Origin of the sequence: Bacillus altaicus (genome assembly GCF_042136375.2) — a bacterium.
GTDB classification, from domain to species: Bacteria; Bacillota; Bacilli; order Bacillales; family Bacillaceae_G; genus Bacillus_A; species Bacillus_A cereus_U.
This window is the reverse complement of the sequence record NZ_CM143394.1, coordinates 1,677,561-1,697,011: the sequence shown is the minus strand read 5'-3', so window position 1 is coordinate 1,697,011 and position 19,451 is coordinate 1,677,561. Positions and strand designations below refer to the sequence as shown.

Below are 19,451 nucleotides of genomic sequence, written 5' to 3'. Positions count from 1 at the left end.
TTCTGATATTTTGATGTAAAGAGGTTTCTTTTCGTTCATTTTTTTCGTAATCTATACTACTTTTTTAGTGTTTAAAATATTTTTAAAAACCTGAAGGGAGATTCAAGTAAACTATATATGAAGAAAATTACAAGAAGAATTTTTTTGAAATCTGGAATACGCACTTGTCTATATTCATTTATAACCGCTAGTATCGGCTATTATTATGCTAAATATATAGAGCCTTATTTGCTTTCTTTTACGCAACACACACTTAAATCACAACTCATACCAAAAGGGTTTCATGGTATGAAGATTCTTCAATTTAGCGATTTACATCTAGGATACTATTTCTCTCTCCAACATTTATCTCAAATCGTTTCCAAGATTAATGCTGAAAAGCCAGATATTGTCCTTTTTACTGGTGATCTCATTGATAATTACCAAACATATACCGAGGCTCCTTTTGTTGCATCCATTTTAAAGAATATACAGGCACCCTTCGGTAAATTTTCTATTTATGGTAACCACGACCATGGTGGATATGGAACTGAATACTATGACCACATCATGCGCGAATCTGGATTTGAACTTTTGCACAATAGCGAAAAGCGAATTCGTTTACTGGATAATAGTGAAATTTCTATTTTCGGTCTCGATGATATGCTACTAGGTAAACCAAAAATAGCGGAAACTTTACAACATGCAAAACAACATATTTATACAATTGTTCTCGTGCACGAACCAGATATCGCGCCACAAATCGCTACCTATCCAATCAATCTTCAACTTTCTGGTCATAGCCATGGCGGACAAGTACAAATCCCTTTTTTAGGTGCTATTATTACCCCGTCGCTTGCAAAAGAATATATTGAAGGTTTCTATAACATTCAAGGTTTGACTCTTTATGTCAATCGAGGTATTGGAAGAACACGTGTCCCATTCCGCTTTATGTCAAAACCTGAAATTACACTCTTCATCCTACAACATTCGTAACAATTCGCCTATTTTCTTACATATCCTTTCTTGTACGCGCTCATCCACGCTTGGTCCACCATATGATAAAAATGAGTCCAGTAAAGGAGGTTTGTTCATGTATCCATATTATCAACCAATCCCAGTTCGTTCAGCACCTATTGGCCCAGCAGGCGACTCACGCTTCTTACCATTTTTCGGTGTTCCATTTCTAGCTGGAATTGCTGGAGGGTTACTCGGTGGAGCATTAGCTTTCGGCCCTAGACCATTTTATCCACCATATCCACCGCCTTTCCCACCACCAGCACCCTTTCCTTGTTACGGGGGGCCTTGTCAACAACCATACTATTATTAATTTAAAACAACGATTCTTCTAATGTTTTTCTATCAACGAACCGATTTATCACACGCCTATAATAAAAAACTATTCTCTCTACTCATTCTTCCATTTATGGAACATATGAGTAGAGAAAAAATAAAACCTCTTAATTTCGATTAAGAGGTTTTTACTTTTTCTCTATTATTCAGCATCTGTATTTTCGTACGCCATCTTAAATAAATTCACTTGGCTATCGATTTCTTCTATACTACTATTAATTATATAATAATAGTCACCATCTTTATTTTGTTCACGTGTTTTCACATTATCAGCTAAAATTAGCTGTAAAATTGCCTTTATTCTCGCTTTCATTTCAATATCTAAAATCGGGAAGGATATTTCTACTCGTTTTTCCATATTTCGCGTCATCAAATCAGCTGAAGATAAATATATTTTTTCATCTCCATTATGATGGAAATAATAAATACGGCTATGTTCTAAATATCTTCCCACAACACTAACTACACGAATATTTTCACTTACATTTGGAATACCAGGTCTTAAACAACATGTCCCTCTAACGATGAGCTCTACCCTTACCCCCGCTTGCGATGCTTCATACATTTTTTTTATTAACGGTTTATCTGTTAACGAATTCATCTTAGCGATAATATATCCATTTCCATATTGTCTATGGTAACGAATTTCCTCATCTATTAACTCCATAAACTGCTCTCTTATATCAAACGGGGCAACAGATAAATGATGAAAATGCGGTTTTTTTGTATAACCACTCAAATAATTAAAGAAATTTGTTGCATCTACACCAAAGTCTTTTCGCGATGTAATATATCCAAAATCGGTATACAACTTCGCTGTTGCATCATTATAATTTCCGGTTCCAAGATGTACAAACCTTTCAATTTTTCCGTTTCTTCTTCTTACAACTAACGTAATTTTACTATGCGTTTTCAAGTGACTTACTCCGTAAATAACGTGACATCCGGCCTGTTCCAATTCTTTAGCCCAATTAACATTATTCTCTTCATCAAACCTCGCCTTTAACTCCACCAATACCGTCACTTGTTTTCCTTTTTCAGCTGCTACCTTCAACGCCTGAATTATTGGAGAATCTCCACTTACACGATATAATGTTTGTTTGATCGCAAGTACATTCGAGTCATCTGCCGCATCACGGACAAAATCAACGACTGGCTGAAACGACTCAAAAGGATGGTGTAATAAAATATCATGTTCTATCGCTTTTTCAAATACATCTTCCTCATCACCTAAATCTTGAGGAGGTTGAGGAATAAGAGCCGGATATACAAGATGTTCATATAAAGGCGCTAATTTTTTATATAAGGAGAATAAACATGTTAAATCTAACGGCCCATCCATCATGTACACATCTTCATCTTTTACTTCCAACACCTCATACAATAACGCTAGCACTCTTTCATCAATGTGTTCTTTACCAACTTCTAAACGGACGGCAGCTCCCCACTTACGCTTTTTCAATTCTTTTTCAATTACTTTTAATAAATCGCGTGCACCTTCTTCATGGATTGTTAAATCCGCATTACGTGTAATACGGAAACGAGTAACAGGTGATACGTTATATCCTGTGAATAATTTATGGGTAAAACCACTAATTACATCTTCTAATAAAATAAATTTATGTTTTTGCCCTTCACTCGGTAAAAATATGAAACGCTCCAGTAAAGAAGGCACTTGGACAATTCCTAACTTCGTTCGATTTTCTTCCTCTGCCTGTTTCTCATCGTATAAAATAGTAGCTAAATTCAAGCTTTTATTTAATAACATAGGAAATGGACGATACGCATCAATAGCTACAGGAGTTAACACTGGAAAGATTTGTTCATCAAAATACTCTTCGATAAATCCCCTCTGCTCTTTCGTCAAATCATGGAATGTTAGACGTTCAATTCCCTCTAGTTCAAGCGCTGGCAATACGTAACCTTTAAACGTATCATACTGTACAGTCATTAAGTCATGAGCTTTTATCGCAATCTTATTTAACTGTTTCTTCGGTGTTAAACCTGCTTTATTTTCTGGCTGATTAAATCCAGCACTTACTTGATCTTTCAAACCTGCTACGCGCACCATAAAAAATTCATCTAAATTTGAACTAAAAATACTAATAAACTTTAATCTTTCTAAAAGTGGATTATTTTCATCTTGCGCTTCTTGTAGTACACGTTCATTAAAAGCTAACCAGCTCAACTCGCGGTTATTATAATACGCTGTATCATTTAAATTTACTAAATTCCCCTTTAGCAATTCCATTCTCTTCACACTTCCCTTTGAAACTTTTTCACTATAATTTAGTTACTTTTATTTTATCAAATTATAATATTCCAAAGTGTTAATTTTTCGTAAAGACATCCGTACAACTTAACATTCTGATTCGAACAATAAGTTAATATTCGTTTTCAATACTCTTTCTAGCTGCTTTTTTTGTTTTTCAGCTTGCACTTTTTCCGCTAATGCCGATTTCTCACATACAATTCTAAATGTTAATCCTTCTTTACTTTCTGTTATAGATATCGTTTCAACAAGCGCTCTTTGTCTCACATTTAAAGCGGCTGAAAATTGCAAAACAGCTCCTAATAACCGGATTTTTTTTTGTTCACTTTTATCAAACCATCCTTCAAATGGGGCTAAATGTTGTTTAAATAACATTTTTGATTTGTATGAAGCAATAAGTGCTAATCTAACTCGATCTTTATGCATCATGCCATCAATTGTTTTATTCGCTAGTAAATAAAACGTATGTAAGCGGCTCGCTTCTTCATCAATGTACTTCCCTATATTAAATACTTTCGCGGCTTGATGGAATATTTCCCAGTCTTTTTCCGACATAGAAATAAGTCCTACTCCTTCAAGTTGTTTACAAATCAATGTTCCTTGTTTAATAAGTTGAATTACACATTCCATATCCATTTCGTATTCATATGATAATAAATATAAACTTTCTTCTACTACGTTCGGATAGTACGAAATCCCCAAATCTTTCGTTAATTCTTCATAAAAAACACCTTCTCTTAATCCCTTTTTACTCAATATAAATGCCGGTGCCTCTATAACGTTAACAAGCATATGAAAGACTTCGACTGCTGGAATAATTGTATCTGCTCGATCTTTTGCTAACCCCTCCATCTTTTGAAGCTCTATGAACGACAATTCTTTTAATTCCTCTTTTACATGTTTAATATCTTCTTCTTTCATTTTGTATAAATGTAATCCAGCTATAGGATAACAAATTAAATTTTGATGGATTTTCACCATATTCCTCGCACTTCCCCCAATTGCGATAAGGGATAATTCTTTATCGATTAACCATGGTAGCGTTCGAAATTGATACCATAAATAGTTTTTTATTTCCTCTAACTCTTCTGTAGTAGGAATATCACCTTGAATAAATTGTTGCTTTAAAGAAAGTGCCCCAAAAGGAAAGCTATGATATTCTAAAATTTCTCTATTTCGAAAGTATGTAACTTCTGTACTCCCCCCACCAATATCAACTGTAATTCCTTCTGAAAATGAAGTGGAATTCATAACTGCTAAATAACCGTAACGTGCTTCTTCATATTCTGATAAAACTCTAAGAGTAAAATCTGTTTGCCCTTCAACAAGTTTTTTAATTTCATCTTGATTCTCAGCCTGTCTAATTGTTGCCGTTGCAACGCAAAGTACATGATCTAACTTATGGAATCGTGTACTTTCTTGAAATTGAAATAATGTTTGTAATAATACTTCTATTCCTTCTTCACTTAATACACCATTTACTAAATAATTTCTTAACCTAGCGACCACTTTCGTATTTTCAATCTCTTTATAAAAACCCCCGCTTTGTTTTTCATAAATAACTAAACGCATTGTATTAGAACCAATGTCTATAATGGCATATTGTAGTTTTAATATTTTTTTCAAACTTCTCACTCTTTCATTATCAAATTTCTGAAACATATTCTATCACTATTATACAAAATAGTTGTTTTTTGTAACAATATTGCTTTAATATTGAAAATATATACAATTACTTTTTGCATATAATAAAAACCCATTTTATTTATGCTATAATAAGGAAAACTTGAAAGGAGATTCAATATGAAACCTTCACAACCCCAATCTCAATTACATAATCAACATTCTATTAATAGACTAGCTCAATCTATTTTCGTTGTGAATCGTCATGCTAAAGCTGCAACTAACCCTAAGTACTTATATTGGTTAAAAAAGACTGCTTTAGAACGCTTAATTACTGAAAAAAAGGCTATCAAAGAAGGATTACATTTTTCTAGAAATCCACGTTTTAGTCAACAACAATCCGATGTTCTTATACGTTTAGGTGATTATTTTTTCCATATCCCTCCTACGAAAGATGATTTTCGCACCCTACCGCATCTTGGTCACCTTGAATCCTCCTATCGAAATCCGAAAACAACCTTATCTTTAACAATAGCAAAAAAAACACTTCAAGATTATATTGGTCCTGAAGCATTAAAACAAGAAAAAAAATTAAGCGAAGCAGTTCCATGGTATAGCCGTACCTATACAAAAAAATAAAACAGTTTGGCCCATATTAGGCCAAACTGTTTTATTTTTTATCTTCCTTAATTTTAATATTCGCTTGTTTATAGAATGCAACTTTTTCTGTATTATATGATTTCGTATATTCATTAAACTTATCTTTTTCTGTCTCAATATCTTTATATGCTTGGTTTACTAACTTTACTTTCTCGCTAATATCTTTTAATTTTGTACCTTTCTCTTGTAGCATTGTATATAAATCTTTTTCTTGCTTTAAAGATTTATTATAGCTATCGTACATCTTTTGGAATGAATCATGTCGTTTCTCATAAGTACTCTTTACTTTATCCGCCTGGTCTTTTAATTTATTATCTTCAATTTTCTTCACATGCTTATCAGCTGACTTCACTTCTTCTTGCGCTTTATTTAACGCCTCTTTTTCTTTAATAATAACTTTTTCTCGTTCAGCTGTATTTTTCACCGCTTGATCAAGCTTATCCTTAACAGCCTGATTATTATCTTTTCCTTCTTGGACAATTTGATTATATAATACTTGTCCCTCTTTCTCTAATGACTCTAATTTTTTCGCATCTTCAAACATTGTTTTTTCTTGCTTGGCAGCATTTTCAAATGCAACATATAGCTCCTCTTCTGGTTTTGGACCGAAACAACCAGCTAGTAAAGTCATTGATAATGCAGTTACAATTGCTAATTTATTATATTTCAACATCTTTTCCTCCTATTAATAAACGACCATCGTGCCAAAAATCCCATGAAAAACATGTAACTTCTTTATCTATTTCACGCTCGCATCTTTTTTACGAAGATCATCAATAATTATTTATACTGCTTGTACAATTTTCGTACTTGAAATTATGTAATGTCTTAAAACATAGAGGTATTTACCTTAATCTTACCTACTGCAAGAAACACTATAATATTTCACCTGATAAAAGATGATCGTTGACCTCTCACGTCTATCATTCCCTTTCTCACTTTCTATCAAATAACCTCTTTGTCCATTTTACATAGTGCAAAGGTAACCTCGCAACTCTTACAAAGATTCTTTTAATTTCTTAAAAAGGAAAAGTGTAGAGCATGCTTTCCTCTACACTTTTAAAATGAAACGCATTGTGCAAAATGCATTGACACATCCACAGACAATTATATGCTGATTTCATATATTTTTAAAGACTTTTGTTACAAAAAAAAGTTTTCTTGTAACAAAAGTCAAAAAAATGTTACAAAAAATTCTTTATATCATACTTCTTCAAATCAAAGTTTCATTCATGACTTTGCAAGTTTCTATAATTATACAATTGATTTTGTGCCTTTCTAAACAAATCTTCAAAAGTTTGCCCTCCTATCGGATAACTTGCAGCCCCAAATAATAGTGTGACACTTAATAAATCATTCGCTATTTCATTTTGAATATTTTTGATTAATCGATTTGTTATTGTTGACTTTTCATAGCCATTATCAACCGCTACAATAACATACTTATTTTCATCCCATTTAGTAACGACATCACCTTTTCGAATTGTCTTTACAATGGTATGTTCCAATTTTTGCACTAACACTTCCAACCTTTTTTCTTGCACTGTGTCTTTTAATCCTTCCCATTCTTTTACAGAAAGAATGTACACTGTAATATGACGAGAATCTCGTTCCGATAAAGCAGCTACTTTCCCAAAAAAATCAACAACAAAATCGTTGCTTGCCATTCCTCCTGCTTCCGTATTCATACGCCCACTCTCTCTTTTATCATACCAATGTCCAAAATAGCAGCTTAGTATCATTTGCAATATATAAATAATAAAGACGGTATAAAATAATCGCGAATCCAGTTTTGTAATTACGTCCTGCAGCGCAATCCATTCTGTAACTGCCACTGTATTCCCAAGTAGTAATCCACTTATTTTCCCTTTATATTTCATACTTTCCCTCCCTTCTATACTAATATATGCTTCTATAACAATAATGTTTTTCTACAAAATAAAAAATGTACATATTCCATGTACATTTCTACTTAAGCTCGTATACCTTTTCTATTTCATTTCATATATATACTATATATCGTTTTTAGAAAGGAGTGACCTATATGCTTCAAAAAGAAAATCTATCAGATATTATGCGCTTACTAGCTGGCTTTTTATTATCATTAAAATTACTATTTAACTCTTTCGGAATAAACTTCATTACAAACGATCAAATTGACGCTCTAGTAAATGTTATTTCATTTCTATTCATTCTATATTTTGGATACAAAAATAACTATGTTGGAAAAAAAGGAGTGGAACAAAAGAAATTACTCAAGAAGCACAATCTTCATTAAAGTAGGAACCTTTCGCACAGGTTCCTTCTTATCATTTTCTGACAACCACTTCATTTGTTTGTAGCGGTCCATATGATACTCCTTTATATTGAAATGTATATGTAGCCTGAAATAATGAATTGGGAGGCGCTTTATCTTTATTTGCTTTTATTTGACAAATTAATTCTACCCTTTCACTCGGCAATAGATTATCGATTCGCCACCTTACAAGCTGAAATAAAAACTCACTTATTCCCTTATCTGCTTTTAAAGAGTTTGGGATATACGCGAAATAATCACGAATCATATGACTTACAACTACTCGCGAAATCATTTCAACGCCTTTGTTTTCAACTTCAAGTCGAATAATTAGTATGTCATTAACATCATAGATCATCTCATATGAAAATTTTTCTTTATACATACTACGGATTTGCAATGTGACTACTACATTAGATGCTTCCGTGTCCTTTTTAGAACCATCAATCCACAAAACCGGCTGTAACGGTATAGAATACCTTCCTTGATCCGAAATTTGTTTCCATATTTTCATAATATATTCACCTCATTCCAAATATATCATCTATACAACTGTATTCTGCCTCTCTATGCAATAAACTACACTAAGAAAAAATATTGAGCTTGTTACAAACTATTTTAAATTTTTCTTTTCCTTTTATCCTATTCGACAATATAAAGAAAAAACCATTTTTAATAGGTTGACACAGGTTATTCTTTAATTAAATATTTTTTTACAATTTCCTTCCGTAACTACATAAAAAAATAAATTCTTACTCTCTCTTTTCGTCAATATAATAAAGTGAAACTTTAATCAGTGGGGGTTTTGTCCATCCCCCACTGATTATTAGCCTTCACCAATCGGGCTTTTACGGGCAGTTGATCTCCCACCTAACTTCCTCACATTCGCCGAATTTTGGGGTGGGAGTCTTACTGCCCGTTAAAGCGGGATAAAATACTTTGGCTTAAGAAAACATTTACCTTTTAGTCAAATTTGACTATAATATAATTTATGCTTTCCATCCTTTATATCATGTCAATGCAATTTTTTATAAATGAAGAGGGAACGATACAAACTGTACATAAAGTTTGTACGCATTGCACTAAAAAACTTAAGTTAGTTTAATTTTCATTAAAGGAGGGCTATATTTGGAAGCACAACTTTCAAAAAAAGATTCAAGTAAAACAAAATTTGTTGTTGCTGGTTTACTACTTGGTATTCTAATGGCAGCAATGGATAACACAATCGTCGCAACTGCGATGGCAACAATTGTCGGAGACTTAGGAGGGTTCGACAAATTCGTTTGGGTCACATCTGCCTACATGGTAGCAACAATGGCCGGAATGCCTATATTCGGTAAGCTTTCTGATATGTACGGGCGGAAACGTTTTTATATTGGCGGACTAATTCTTTTCTTATTCGGTTCTGCACTTTGCGGGACAGCATCAAGTATTGAACAACTAAGTATTTATAGAGCCATTCAAGGAATTGGTGGCGGAGCTCTTATGCCTATCGCATTTACAATTATGTATGATATATTCCCGCCTGAAAAACGCGGAAAAATGACCGGACTATTTGGTGCTGTTTTCGGAACATCTAGTGTTTTCGGACCTTTATTAGGTGCTTACATTACAGATTATATAAGTTGGCACTGGGTCTTCTATATTAATATTCCATTAGGACTTATTTCCTTCTTCTTCATTACTAAATACTATAACGAGTCTCTAGAATATAGAAAACAAAAAATTGACTGGGCTGGTGCCATTACACTTGTCATTAGTATCATTTGCTTAATGTTTGCCCTAGAACTTGGTGGTAAGGAATATGCATGGAACTCTAATGTGATTATTGGTTTATTTTCAACTGTTATTATTATGCTTCTTATTTTCTTCTTCGTAGAAAGAAACGCAACCGATCCTATTATTTCTTTCCATTTATTTAAAAAACCTTTATTTGCAGCTAGCCAAGGTGTTGCCTTTTTCTATGGCGCAGCTTTTATCATCTGTACAGTTTATATTCCAATCTTCGTTCAAGGTGTTCTCGGTGGTTCAGCCTCAAATGCTGGATTAATTTTGACACCTATGATGGTAGGATCTGTAATTGGAAGTCAAACTGGTGGACAGTTAGCTTCACGAACAAGTTATCGTAACATCATGATAGTATCTGGAGTTTTCTTCGTTCTTGGTATTTATTTACTAAGTACTTTAACAATGGAAACACCTCGTACACTCGTAACAATGTTTATGGTGCTTGCTGGACTTGGAGTTGGATTCTCCTTCTCAGTTTTAAGTATGGCATCTATTCACAAACTAGAAATGAGAGATCGCGGTTCTGCTACATCAACAAATTCATTCTTCCGTTCACTCGGTATGACTCTTGGTGTAACAATTTTCGGTACAATTCAAAATCATGTTTTCACTGATAAATTAACAGCAGTCTTCCCTCCTGAACTAGCAAAAATGGCTCCTAAAGGTGGAGACACAAGCTTTTTATTATCACCAAATGCTACTGAAAAGCTACCTCCTGAAGTACTGAGCGGCATTAAGGAGGCTCTTGCAACATCTATTGCTAATACGTTCTTCTGGGCACTTATTCCGGCCGTACTAAGTATTATTTGTATTTTACTTATGGGAAATGAGCGCCTCTTCACAGGACCAAAAACGAAACAAAAACAAAAGAAAGTAAGTTAGTATAGAAAAAAGAAACGGCATATCCCTTTATGAAAAAGGATATGCCGTTTATAATATGAATAAAGTTTCTATATACAGGAGTTGAGACAGCATGAGTATGAAATTAGTCATTCTCGGCTTGCTACTCGAAGGAGATAAACATCCATATGAAGTGCAGCACATTATGAAAGAACGACACATGGATTGTTATATTAAATACGCAAAAGGATCACTGTACTACGCCTTCGAGCAATTAGAAAAGCAAGGCGCAATTCGTATTACAACTATTGTTCGAGATACGAATAGGCCAGATAAAACAATCTTTCATATAACAGAAGAAGGTAAACGGCTATTTCACACGTTACTATTAAAACAGTTCGAAGCAAAAAACCAAATATATAAACCGATCTATTCAGCACTCTCTTTTGCTCATTTTGGTGATGATCGAGAGTTAGTTCCTATTTTAGAAAAAAAGAAAAATGATACCGTTCAATATTTACATAAAATGCAAACTATATACGATTGTAGCAAAGGGAACATTCCACGTGCACAACTATACATTTTACAAAGCGTTATTGAGCATATTACCGTTGAATTACAATGGTTAAACACCCTCCTTACAGATGCAGTGGCAGGACGTCTTTCAGAAATTGATATTGATGAAGGTTAAGTTTCCGAAGAAGATAGCCCTCTTCTTTGGAAACTTAACCACAATTTATTTCAATTCTCACACCTTTTCTCCCCTCGCAAGAATCAGAATATTAAAATAATAATTAATAAAAAACTTTAGAATTTTCTTATTTTAAAACAGTGGACAAAATTCAAAAAATTGTGTTAGAATTTGTTTCAATATCATATCGCTTGTTAAATTCCTTTCAAAAGGAAAATAGGTACACGGAAATTTCGTTTCGTGTTTAAAAGGGAAGCTTGGTGAAACTCCAACACGGTCCCGCCACTGTAAATGCTGAGATTTCTTTTTGGTGCCACTGTGAAAACGGGAAGGTGAAAGAAATTATATAAAGCATAAGTCAGGAGACCTGCCTGTTTTAACAACACTGATAGACTCACGGATGATGATGAGGTGTTAAAAACAAAAAGGAAGGCTTATTTTTCTATGCCTTTATGCTTTTTGTTATAGGTATTTCCGAGTAAACGGAAATGCTTACTTTCAATTAGGGAGGAATTTAAAATGGCAATTCAAACAAGTAACTTAGGTTATCCACGTATCGGACTACAACGAGAGTGGAAAAAAACATTGGAAGCTTTTTGGTCCAATAAAATTGATGAAGAACAATTTTTAACGACAATGAAAGAAATTCGCCTTCAACACGTCAAAGTACAGCAAGAAAAAGGAATCGAATTAATTCCAGTTGGCGATTTTACATATTATGACCACGTTCTGGATACGGCCTACATGTTAGGATTCATCCCGTCACGTTTTTCAGAGTTTACCTCTTACCTTGATGTATATTTTGCAATGGCACGTGGCTCTAAAGATCACGTTGCTTCTGAAATGACAAAATGGTTTAACACAAACTATCATTACATTGTTCCTGAATATGAAGAAGGATTACAAATCTCTTTAAAAGACAATCGCCCTCTTCGTTTATATGAAGAAGCGAAAAACGAGTTAGGCGTTGATGGAAAACCAGTTATTTTAGGACCTTATACATTCCTAAAACTAGCAAAAGGTTATAACGAAGAGCAATTTGCCACTATTTTAAAAGAGCTAGTTGCACCTTATGTACAATTATTCTCTGAATTACACGCAGCTGGAGCACAAATTATTCAAGTTGACGAACCAATCTTCGCATCTTTAACAAAAGATGAAATTAATCAAGCGAAAGAACTTTACGAAGCTATTCATAAAGAAGTTCCGAATGCTAATCTTCTTCTACAAACATATTTTGATAGTGTAGAAGAGAACTATGAAGAAATCATTACATTCCCTGTTTCTGGTATTGGATTAGACTTTGTTCATGGCAAAGAAGGTAATGTAAATGCTATTTCAAAATATGGATTCCCAGCTGATAAAATTTTAGCTATCGGTTGTATAGATGGCCGTAACATTTGGAGAGCTGATCTTGATGATGTACTTTCTTTATTTACAACATTACAAAATCAAATCACAGCAAAAGGTTTAATTGTTCAACCTTCTTGTAGCTTATTGCATACTCCAATTGATAAAACGGGAGAAACGCAATTAGCAACTGAATTATTTGATGCACTTGCATTTGCTAATCAAAAATTAGAAGAACTAGTCCTTATCCATTCTGCTCTTACTAAAGGTGTAGACAGCATAAGTAGCGATTTGACAACATATCGTAATGCACATCATGCAATCCGCTCATCAGCTGCACGTAATCGTGAAGATGTAAAAGTGGCACGTACATCACTTAAAGAAGATGATTTCTCACGTCCTCTTCCATTTGAAAAACGATATGAACTACAGCAAGTAGCTTTACAATTACCGTTGTTACCAACAACAACTATCGGTAGCTTCCCACAAACATCTGAAGTTCGTCAAACACGTAAACAGTGGCGTAACGGCGATATTACAAATGAACAATATAATCAATTCATTGAAAAAGAAACTGCAAAGTGGATTCGTTACCAAGAAGATATTGGTCTTGATGTACTAGTACATGGTGAATTCGAAAGAACTGACATGGTGGAATATTTCGGCGAAAGACTTGCTGGTTTCTCCTTTACTAAAAACGGATGGGTACAATCATACGGTTCCCGCTGCGTAAAACCACCTGTTATTTATGGTGATGTTGCCTTTATAAGTGGAATGACTATTAAAGAAACTGTATATGCACAAAGCTTAACAGAGAAAGTAGTAAAAGGTATGCTCACTGGACCTGTCACTATTTTAAATTGGTCATTCGTTCGAAATGATATTTCAAGAAAAGAAGTTTCATATCAAATTGCATTAGCACTTCGTCATGAAATTGAATTACTTGAATCTTCCGGAATTAGAGTAATCCAAGTCGATGAGCCTGCACTTCGTGAAGGTATGCCGTTAAAAGAGAAAGATTGGGATGCATACATTACATGGGCAGTTCAATCCTTCCTTTTAGCAACATCTTCTGTAGAAAATGAAACACAAATTCATACTCATATGTGTTACAGTAACTTCGAAGATATTGTAGATGCAATTCGTGCGTTAGATGCAGATGTTATTTCTATCGAAACATCAAGAAGTCATGGAGAATTTATTAATACATTAAAACATACAACATATGAAAAAGGAATTGGTCTAGGTGTATATGATATCCATAGCCCACGTGTCCCAAGTAAAGATGAAATGTTCGCAATCTTAGAACAATCTTTACAAGTATGTGATCCTAAATATTTCTGGATTAATCCAGACTGTGGTTTAAAAACACGAAGAACTGAGGAAGTTATACCTGCTTTAGAGCACATGGTTCAGGCAGCAAAAGACGCTCGTTCTCTCCTAAAAACAAACGCATAATAAAAAACGTGTTATCCTCCAAAAAGGATAACACGTTTTTTTATTCTACACTCTCAAAATAGAAGTCGTATTGTACTTTATACAATTCATCGTCTGTTGGCTCTTCAAGAGGAGTTGCCTGCAAGACTATCATATATTCCCCGTTCGGAATAGGAATATGAAATTTATTAGAAAGAATACTTGTTATATATACTTCTTCATTCTTCACTGTGAAAGGAACTGATATCGTTCTAACCACTTCTTCTTTCTCAATATGATTTCCGCAAGTAACTTCTACTTCACAAGTATAGTCAGAGATTGCTTCAAAAATAATAGCTCCATCCACCTCAGCATAGCCTCTTTCAAAATCTTCAGGAGTCCAATCTACATAAGGCTGCTGACCATCATAATTCATTATCATTAATTGCGAATATGAAATTGTTAATTCCATAACTACCCCTCTCCTCCACTATGAAATGTATGCCAATTACTATTTCACTTCAAATTTCACACGCGTACCATCTGGATATTTGTCTAGCTTATTCCCTACCCAAGAACCTGCACCGCGGTTATCTGCTGGACTTATATATTCAATATGGGCTCCTTTTCCGCCTTCCTTACACATCGCCATCGGCCATTCATCACGATCATAACCTTTCTTCGTCGGATATGGCGCTAACGATAATTTCCTTCTATCCGCTGCACCATTACGATCAATTGTGCACATTTCTGAATGCCCTTCTTTTATAGCATCCGTTATATGTTTCCCGGTCTCTGGATATCGTTCTTTCGGGAACTCTAGAATTTGATCATACGTAGTTGTTTTTTTAGTACTTGTCTCCTCTGGCACAAATACTTCATATACCGCTACCAAAAGAGAAAGAATTGCAATAATTGAAATGATAATACCTTTAAATTGCTTCATGTGTACCTCCGTGTTCCTACCAATTTCTTTTCCTCAGTTATTATAACAAACTTCTTCTAGGTATGTTTTCAGACATTATTTTAGCTCTTCCTCTCCATTTCGCCAAAAACATTCATTTTTCCTCATCTTTTCACTAATGCTGTAGAAAACTAATAACCTTCCGACATTCTTTTTCAAAGGAAGTCCTCATAAAAGATTGAAATGATATATACGATACTTTTTGGGGAGGAACTATCATGGAAGCTATTTATAAAACGAAAGATGTTACAAATAAAACAGGTATCCCAAAACATATAGTCCGAAAATATAGCCAACTCTTAGAGGAACACGGTTATATCATTTCCAAAACAGCTGATGCTCGTATTTATAAATTGGATGATTTAAAACTATTGAAATCTATACATGAAAGAGCTGCTACATTACAAGAAGACATTTCAGAAACAATACCTATTATTTTAAAAGAAAGAGAGGCCCCACCTGTACCTGTTATTCAAGATAAACAAGAGATACAACCGAAAGAAGATGGACGTAACTTTGAGGAGTTCATGTTAAAACTTGAAATGCTTGCTCAATTAAATGAAGCAATTATTCACCAAAACTCTACTCTCATTACACAAAATCGTTTAAAAGACGAGAAATTAGATGAACTAATGCAACAAGTTTATGTAAAAGAAGGCTCTCAAGAAAAAATGTTACAAGAGCTAGTTGTTCACGCCGCTCAAACAGATGCACTCCAAAAAGAAAAGATGGACTTATTAATGAATCATATGTATAAGCGAGAATCCAAACAAGAAGAAAAAATGAATAAACTTGTCAATCAAATTTACAATAAAGATAGCAACCGCGATGCACAACTTATGCAAGTTATTCGCGAAATTCAAGAAACAAAAAAATTAGTCGCCGCCTCAAAAGAGCAAAGCTTCTTTCAATCATTTAAAAGTTTATTCGTTCGAACAAAACAAGATAAAATAAATGAATGAAATTTCGTATATTTTTCTAATGCAAGATAAAATAAAAAGTTACCTTCTACCGGTAACTTTTATTCCTTATATCGTACAGCTGGCAATATAATAATAGCTTCAGTTCCTTTTCCGCTTTCACTTTTATATTCCAATGTACCATTATGCGCTTGTAAAATACTAAATGTTACCATAAGACCTAATCCTGTTCCTTTTTCTTTTAAAGAATAATACGGTTGTCCAAGCCTTGCTAACTGTTCTTTTGTCATTCCAACACCACTATCTTTAACTCTTATTATTATCATTTCATCTTTTTGAATAGCTGTTACTTTTAAATACCCTTTGTTTCCTTGAATTGCTTCAATACCGTTTTTAACAACATTCATAATAGCTTGCTTCAATTTCGCCTTATCGCCGATAGTATAAAGGCTCTCAGAAATCTCAACTTGCAAATAAACGCCCTGCATCGCTGCAAATGATGACATAAGAGTTGTCATTTCAATTAATTGTGCTGATAAACAAATATGTTCTTTTTTTTCAATTTGAGGCCTTGCTAAATTTAAATAATCTGAAATAATCTGTTCAGCACGATCCAGTTCAGCTAATACGAGACGCATATAATCTTTGTTTTTTACGTCTTCCGTACTCTCTAGCAATTGAATAAACCCTCGTACAACAGTGAGAGGGTTTCGAACTTCATGTGCAACACTTGCAGCTAACTCACTTATAATATTAAGTTTTTCTGATTTTTGCATTTCTGTACGCAATAATGCATTTTCATTTAAATACTCAGTCAAATACACTTGAAATACCATTGTCATAACCATAATAAGTGATGCAAATATATACCCACTATATAGATTAGATATGTACGGTGTAAAACCTGTTTCTAAAAGGACATTCAACATCCCGACTACTAATGAAACAAGAACATAAAATGATGCAATCATAAAAGCTAATATTAGCTTCTTATCTCTTGAAAAAAGAGACCATTTCTTTGACAAAAACAATGGAATTATCGAAAGAAATATAACTTCTACGATAGGCAACCAACTGAGCCCCTTAAAAATCCATTCATATGCAACAAAAATAATGGCAGGGATGAGCCCAACAATCCCACCATATAAAAAACCACTAACAATTGGGATTGGATGGAAATTGTATCCGCAAACGGTACCAAAACAAATAGAGTATGTCATGGAGAGAACGAGTGTAACGCTAGATAAAAACATAATAAAGTAGCGATTAGGCTTCGGAAGCATTTCTTGATAACGATTTAAACGAATCGCTTCATATAAAAATAGTGGTAAAATAATGATGGCAATTTGGATCATTAAATCACGAATCAGCTCCATAGCCTCTCATCCCCTATATGTATTTTGATATGATTATATCATTTTATAAGTCTATTTGTTTTAAAATTTTGATTTTTCTTAACATTTTTGTTAATTATTTGTTAACAACTAATAATAAATGTTACAAATTTTCGAAATGATTGTAAACCCTGTACCAAATTTCCTTCATGCAGTATACAATGAATACGGATTACAAAGAAAATAAAAAACACTTCACTAGACGGACAACTATTGCAAAATACAGCATATAATCCATACTATCTATGTTTACAATTAAGTGATCATTACTTTAGTAGGAGGAAGATAAATATGGCGGGTACTACGCTTGTTTTAAAAGAGGAAAATTTGGTTGTGCTTGAAAACGTTGAAAAATCAGTATACGAAGAATTGCAACATAAAGCAGGGGACGAAGATTGTACATGTGCTGTAAATGAATCCGTTGTCCATCTTGGCAGAGTATCTTCCGTACTTTGGAACGAAGATGAAATAGATTGGGAATACGGTTATTAAAAAGTCGCTTGCAGCGGCTTTTTTTGTGTTTATGCTTAAACAAATGGAGTGAAACTTTAATTAACTCACACAGCTTATACTCTTATAGACATTTGAATCCTCACATAATTTCTTACTTCCACTGAATTTTAAGATACGATTCTTATCTTTCACAAATAGCGGGGGAAATTTTATAAACAAAGCGTAATAGTTAAAAATATGATAAAATGAACTTAATTTTCAAACGGAAGAAAGGGAGATACAATGGAACAATTCATTAATCCTAGAGTGAAGGACATCCAAATTTCTGGAATCCGTCAGTTCTCTAATATGATTCAAAACTATGATAATCTTATCTCTTTAACAATTGGGCAACCCGATTTCCCTACACCTTCTCTAGTAAAAGAAGCAGCTAAACGGGCCATTACAGAAAATTATACAAGTTATACACATAACGCTGGTTTACTAGAATTACGCGAAGCAGCTTGTAACTTTGTAAAGGATCGCTACGATTTACATTATTCACTTGAAAACGAAACCATTGTTACAATCGGCGCTAGTGAAGCGATTGATGTTGCATTCCGAACTATTTTAGAACCAGGAACGGAAGTAATTTTACCTGCTCCTATTTATCCTGGTTACGAGCCGATTATTCGACTATGCGGTGCAACGCCTATTTTTATAGATGTTCGTGAAACTGGATTTCGTTTAACCGCTGAGGCATTGCAAAATGCAATTACAGAACGAACAAGATGCGTCGTTTTGCCGTATCCTTCTAATCCAACTGGTGTTACCCTATCCAAAGAAGAATTAAAAGATATTGTATCTGTCTTAAAAGATAAAAATATTTTCGTTCTTTCTGATGAAATTTATAGCGAACTAGTATATGAAGGGCAACACACATCTATTGCTCAATTCCCAGAAATGCGTGAGAAGACTATTGTCATTAATGGCTTAGCCAAATCACATTCTATGACAGGATGGCGTATTGGATTTTTATTTGCTCCTAATTATTTGGCAAAGCATATTTTAAAAGTTCATCAATACAATGTGACATGCGCTAATTCAATCGCCCAACATGCTGCAATTGAAGCGTTAACAGCTGCTAAAGATGCACCTAAGATGATGCGTCATCAATATAAAAAGCGCCGTGATTACGTATATAATAGACTCATTCAAATGGACTTAACAGTCGAGAAGCCAACGGGTGCATTTTATTTATTCCCATATGTCGGAAACTTAACATCTTCATCATTTGATTTTGCACTTGATCTTGTAAAAGAAGCTGGGCTGGCCGTCGTTCCTGGAACGGCATTTTCTGAATATGGTGAAGGCTACCTTCGCCTTTCCTATGCTTATAGTATGGAAACTTTAAAAGAAGGCTGCGATCGTTTAGAAGCCTTTCTAAAGCAAAAAGCTAAGAGTTAAACTCTT

General features: G+C 34.0%; 18 protein-coding genes and 1 riboswitch. Of the genes, 10 read left to right on the top strand and 8 right to left on the bottom strand.

Annotated features, from left to right (window positions below; genetic code table 11):
* Positions 1–117 precede the first annotated feature (117 nt).
* Together ACE38F_RS09010 and ACE38F_RS09005 are read left to right on the top strand one after the other, a co-directional pair.
* Positions 118–975: a metallophosphoesterase gene (locus ACE38F_RS09010; RefSeq protein ID WP_215554029.1), complete on the top strand. Its 858-nt coding sequence runs from the start codon at positions 118–120 to the stop codon at positions 973–975.
* A 97-nt stretch (positions 976–1,072) separates the two neighbouring features.
* A complete protein-coding gene (locus ACE38F_RS09005; protein WP_002199486.1) occupies positions 1,073–1,309 on the top strand; it encodes a hypothetical protein in 237 nt (78 codons plus the stop codon).
* A gap of 165 nt (positions 1,310–1,474) precedes the next feature.
* On the opposite strand, the gene ACE38F_RS09000 is transcribed toward ACE38F_RS09005, so the two are convergent.
* Together ACE38F_RS09000 and ACE38F_RS08995 are read right to left on the bottom strand one after the other, a co-directional pair.
* A complete protein-coding gene (locus ACE38F_RS09000) occupies positions 1,475–3,583 on the bottom strand; it encodes a polyphosphate kinase (protein ID WP_375369453.1) in 2,109 nt (702 codons plus the stop codon).
* A gap of 108 nt (positions 3,584–3,691) precedes the next feature.
* Complete coding sequence (locus ACE38F_RS08995; RefSeq protein ID WP_215554031.1) at positions 3,692–5,266, bottom strand: Ppx/GppA family phosphatase; 1,575 nt, start codon at positions 5,264–5,266, stop codon at positions 3,692–3,694.
* Positions 5,267–5,407: 141 nt separating this feature from the next.
* Between ACE38F_RS08995 and ACE38F_RS08990 the strand changes: the two genes are divergently transcribed.
* Entirely contained in the window at positions 5,408–5,866 is a 459-nt protein-coding gene (locus tag ACE38F_RS08990) for a YkyB family protein (protein ID WP_002066920.1), read from the top strand.
* A 31-nt stretch (positions 5,867–5,897) separates the two neighbouring features.
* Here ACE38F_RS08990 and ACE38F_RS08985 read toward each other — a convergent pair whose 3' ends face one another.
* Positions 5,898–6,560 (bottom strand): YkyA family protein, encoded by a 663-nt coding sequence (locus tag ACE38F_RS08985; RefSeq protein WP_375369454.1) that lies wholly within the window; start codon positions 6,558–6,560, stop codon positions 5,898–5,900.
* A gap of 553 nt (positions 6,561–7,113) precedes the next feature.
* Entirely contained in the window at positions 7,114–7,767 is a 654-nt protein-coding gene (locus tag ACE38F_RS08980) for a diguanylate cyclase domain-containing protein (RefSeq protein ID WP_215554033.1), read from the bottom strand.
* 164 nt (positions 7,768–7,931) lie between these two features.
* On the opposite strand from ACE38F_RS08980, the gene ACE38F_RS08975 reads away from it, so the two are divergent.
* Complete coding sequence (locus ACE38F_RS08975) at positions 7,932–8,165, top strand: SPP1 phage holin family protein (protein ID WP_002111524.1); 234 nt, start codon at positions 7,932–7,934, stop codon at positions 8,163–8,165.
* Positions 8,166–8,196: 31 nt separating this feature from the next.
* Here ACE38F_RS08975 and ACE38F_RS08970 read toward each other — a convergent pair whose 3' ends face one another.
* On the bottom strand, positions 8,197–8,697 hold the full coding sequence (locus ACE38F_RS08970) for a hypothetical protein (RefSeq protein ID WP_215554034.1): 501 nt from the start codon (positions 8,695–8,697) through the stop codon (positions 8,197–8,199).
* Between the two features lie 614 nt (positions 8,698–9,311).
* Here ACE38F_RS08970 and ACE38F_RS08965 point away from each other — a divergent pair.
* From ACE38F_RS08965 to metE, 3 genes are all read left to right on the top strand, one after another.
* Positions 9,312–10,853: an MDR family MFS transporter gene (locus ACE38F_RS08965; RefSeq protein ID WP_215554035.1), complete on the top strand. Its 1,542-nt coding sequence runs from the start codon at positions 9,312–9,314 to the stop codon at positions 10,851–10,853.
* Between the two features lie 91 nt (positions 10,854–10,944).
* Positions 10,945–11,502 carry a PadR family transcriptional regulator gene (locus tag ACE38F_RS08960; RefSeq protein WP_002160661.1) on the top strand — a complete coding sequence of 186 codons (558 nt, stop codon included), beginning with the start codon at positions 10,945–10,947 and terminating at the stop codon, positions 11,500–11,502.
* A gap of 201 nt (positions 11,503–11,703) precedes the next feature.
* A riboswitch (cobalamin riboswitch) is annotated at positions 11,704–11,891 on the top strand.
* Positions 11,892–12,021: 130 nt separating this feature from the next.
* A complete protein-coding gene (gene metE / locus ACE38F_RS08955; RefSeq protein WP_375369455.1) occupies positions 12,022–14,310 on the top strand; it encodes a 5-methyltetrahydropteroyltriglutamate--homocysteine S-methyltransferase in 2,289 nt (762 codons plus the stop codon).
* A gap of 40 nt (positions 14,311–14,350) precedes the next feature.
* Here metE and comJ read toward each other — a convergent pair whose 3' ends face one another.
* Both comJ and nucA read right to left on the bottom strand, forming a co-directional pair.
* Positions 14,351–14,740: a competence protein ComJ gene (comJ, locus tag ACE38F_RS08950; RefSeq protein WP_215554037.1), complete on the bottom strand. Its 390-nt coding sequence runs from the start codon at positions 14,738–14,740 to the stop codon at positions 14,351–14,353.
* A 39-nt stretch (positions 14,741–14,779) separates the two neighbouring features.
* The gene (nucA, locus tag ACE38F_RS08945; protein ID WP_193644952.1) at positions 14,780–15,214 is read right to left on the bottom strand and encodes a DNA-entry nuclease; all 435 of its coding nucleotides are present in this window, start codon (positions 15,212–15,214) and stop codon (positions 14,780–14,782) included.
* Between the two features lie 236 nt (positions 15,215–15,450).
* Between nucA and ACE38F_RS08940 the strand changes: the two genes are divergently transcribed.
* Positions 15,451–16,194: a DUF3967 domain-containing protein gene (locus ACE38F_RS08940; protein ID WP_215554038.1), complete on the top strand. Its 744-nt coding sequence runs from the start codon at positions 15,451–15,453 to the stop codon at positions 16,192–16,194.
* Positions 16,195–16,253: 59 nt separating this feature from the next.
* Here ACE38F_RS08940 and ACE38F_RS08935 read toward each other — a convergent pair whose 3' ends face one another.
* Positions 16,254–17,528 carry a sensor histidine kinase gene (locus ACE38F_RS08935; RefSeq protein ID WP_215554039.1) on the bottom strand — a complete coding sequence of 425 codons (1,275 nt, stop codon included), beginning with the start codon at positions 17,526–17,528 and terminating at the stop codon, positions 16,254–16,256.
* A 309-nt stretch (positions 17,529–17,837) separates the two neighbouring features.
* On the opposite strand from ACE38F_RS08935, the gene ACE38F_RS08930 reads away from it, so the two are divergent.
* Both ACE38F_RS08930 and ACE38F_RS08925 read left to right on the top strand, forming a co-directional pair.
* Complete coding sequence (locus tag ACE38F_RS08930; RefSeq protein WP_002145970.1) at positions 17,838–18,038, top strand: hypothetical protein; 201 nt, start codon at positions 17,838–17,840, stop codon at positions 18,036–18,038.
* Between the two features lie 243 nt (positions 18,039–18,281).
* Entirely contained in the window at positions 18,282–19,445 is a 1,164-nt protein-coding gene (locus ACE38F_RS08925) for an aminotransferase A (RefSeq protein WP_215554040.1), read from the top strand.
* Positions 19,446–19,451: the final 6 nt, after the last annotated feature.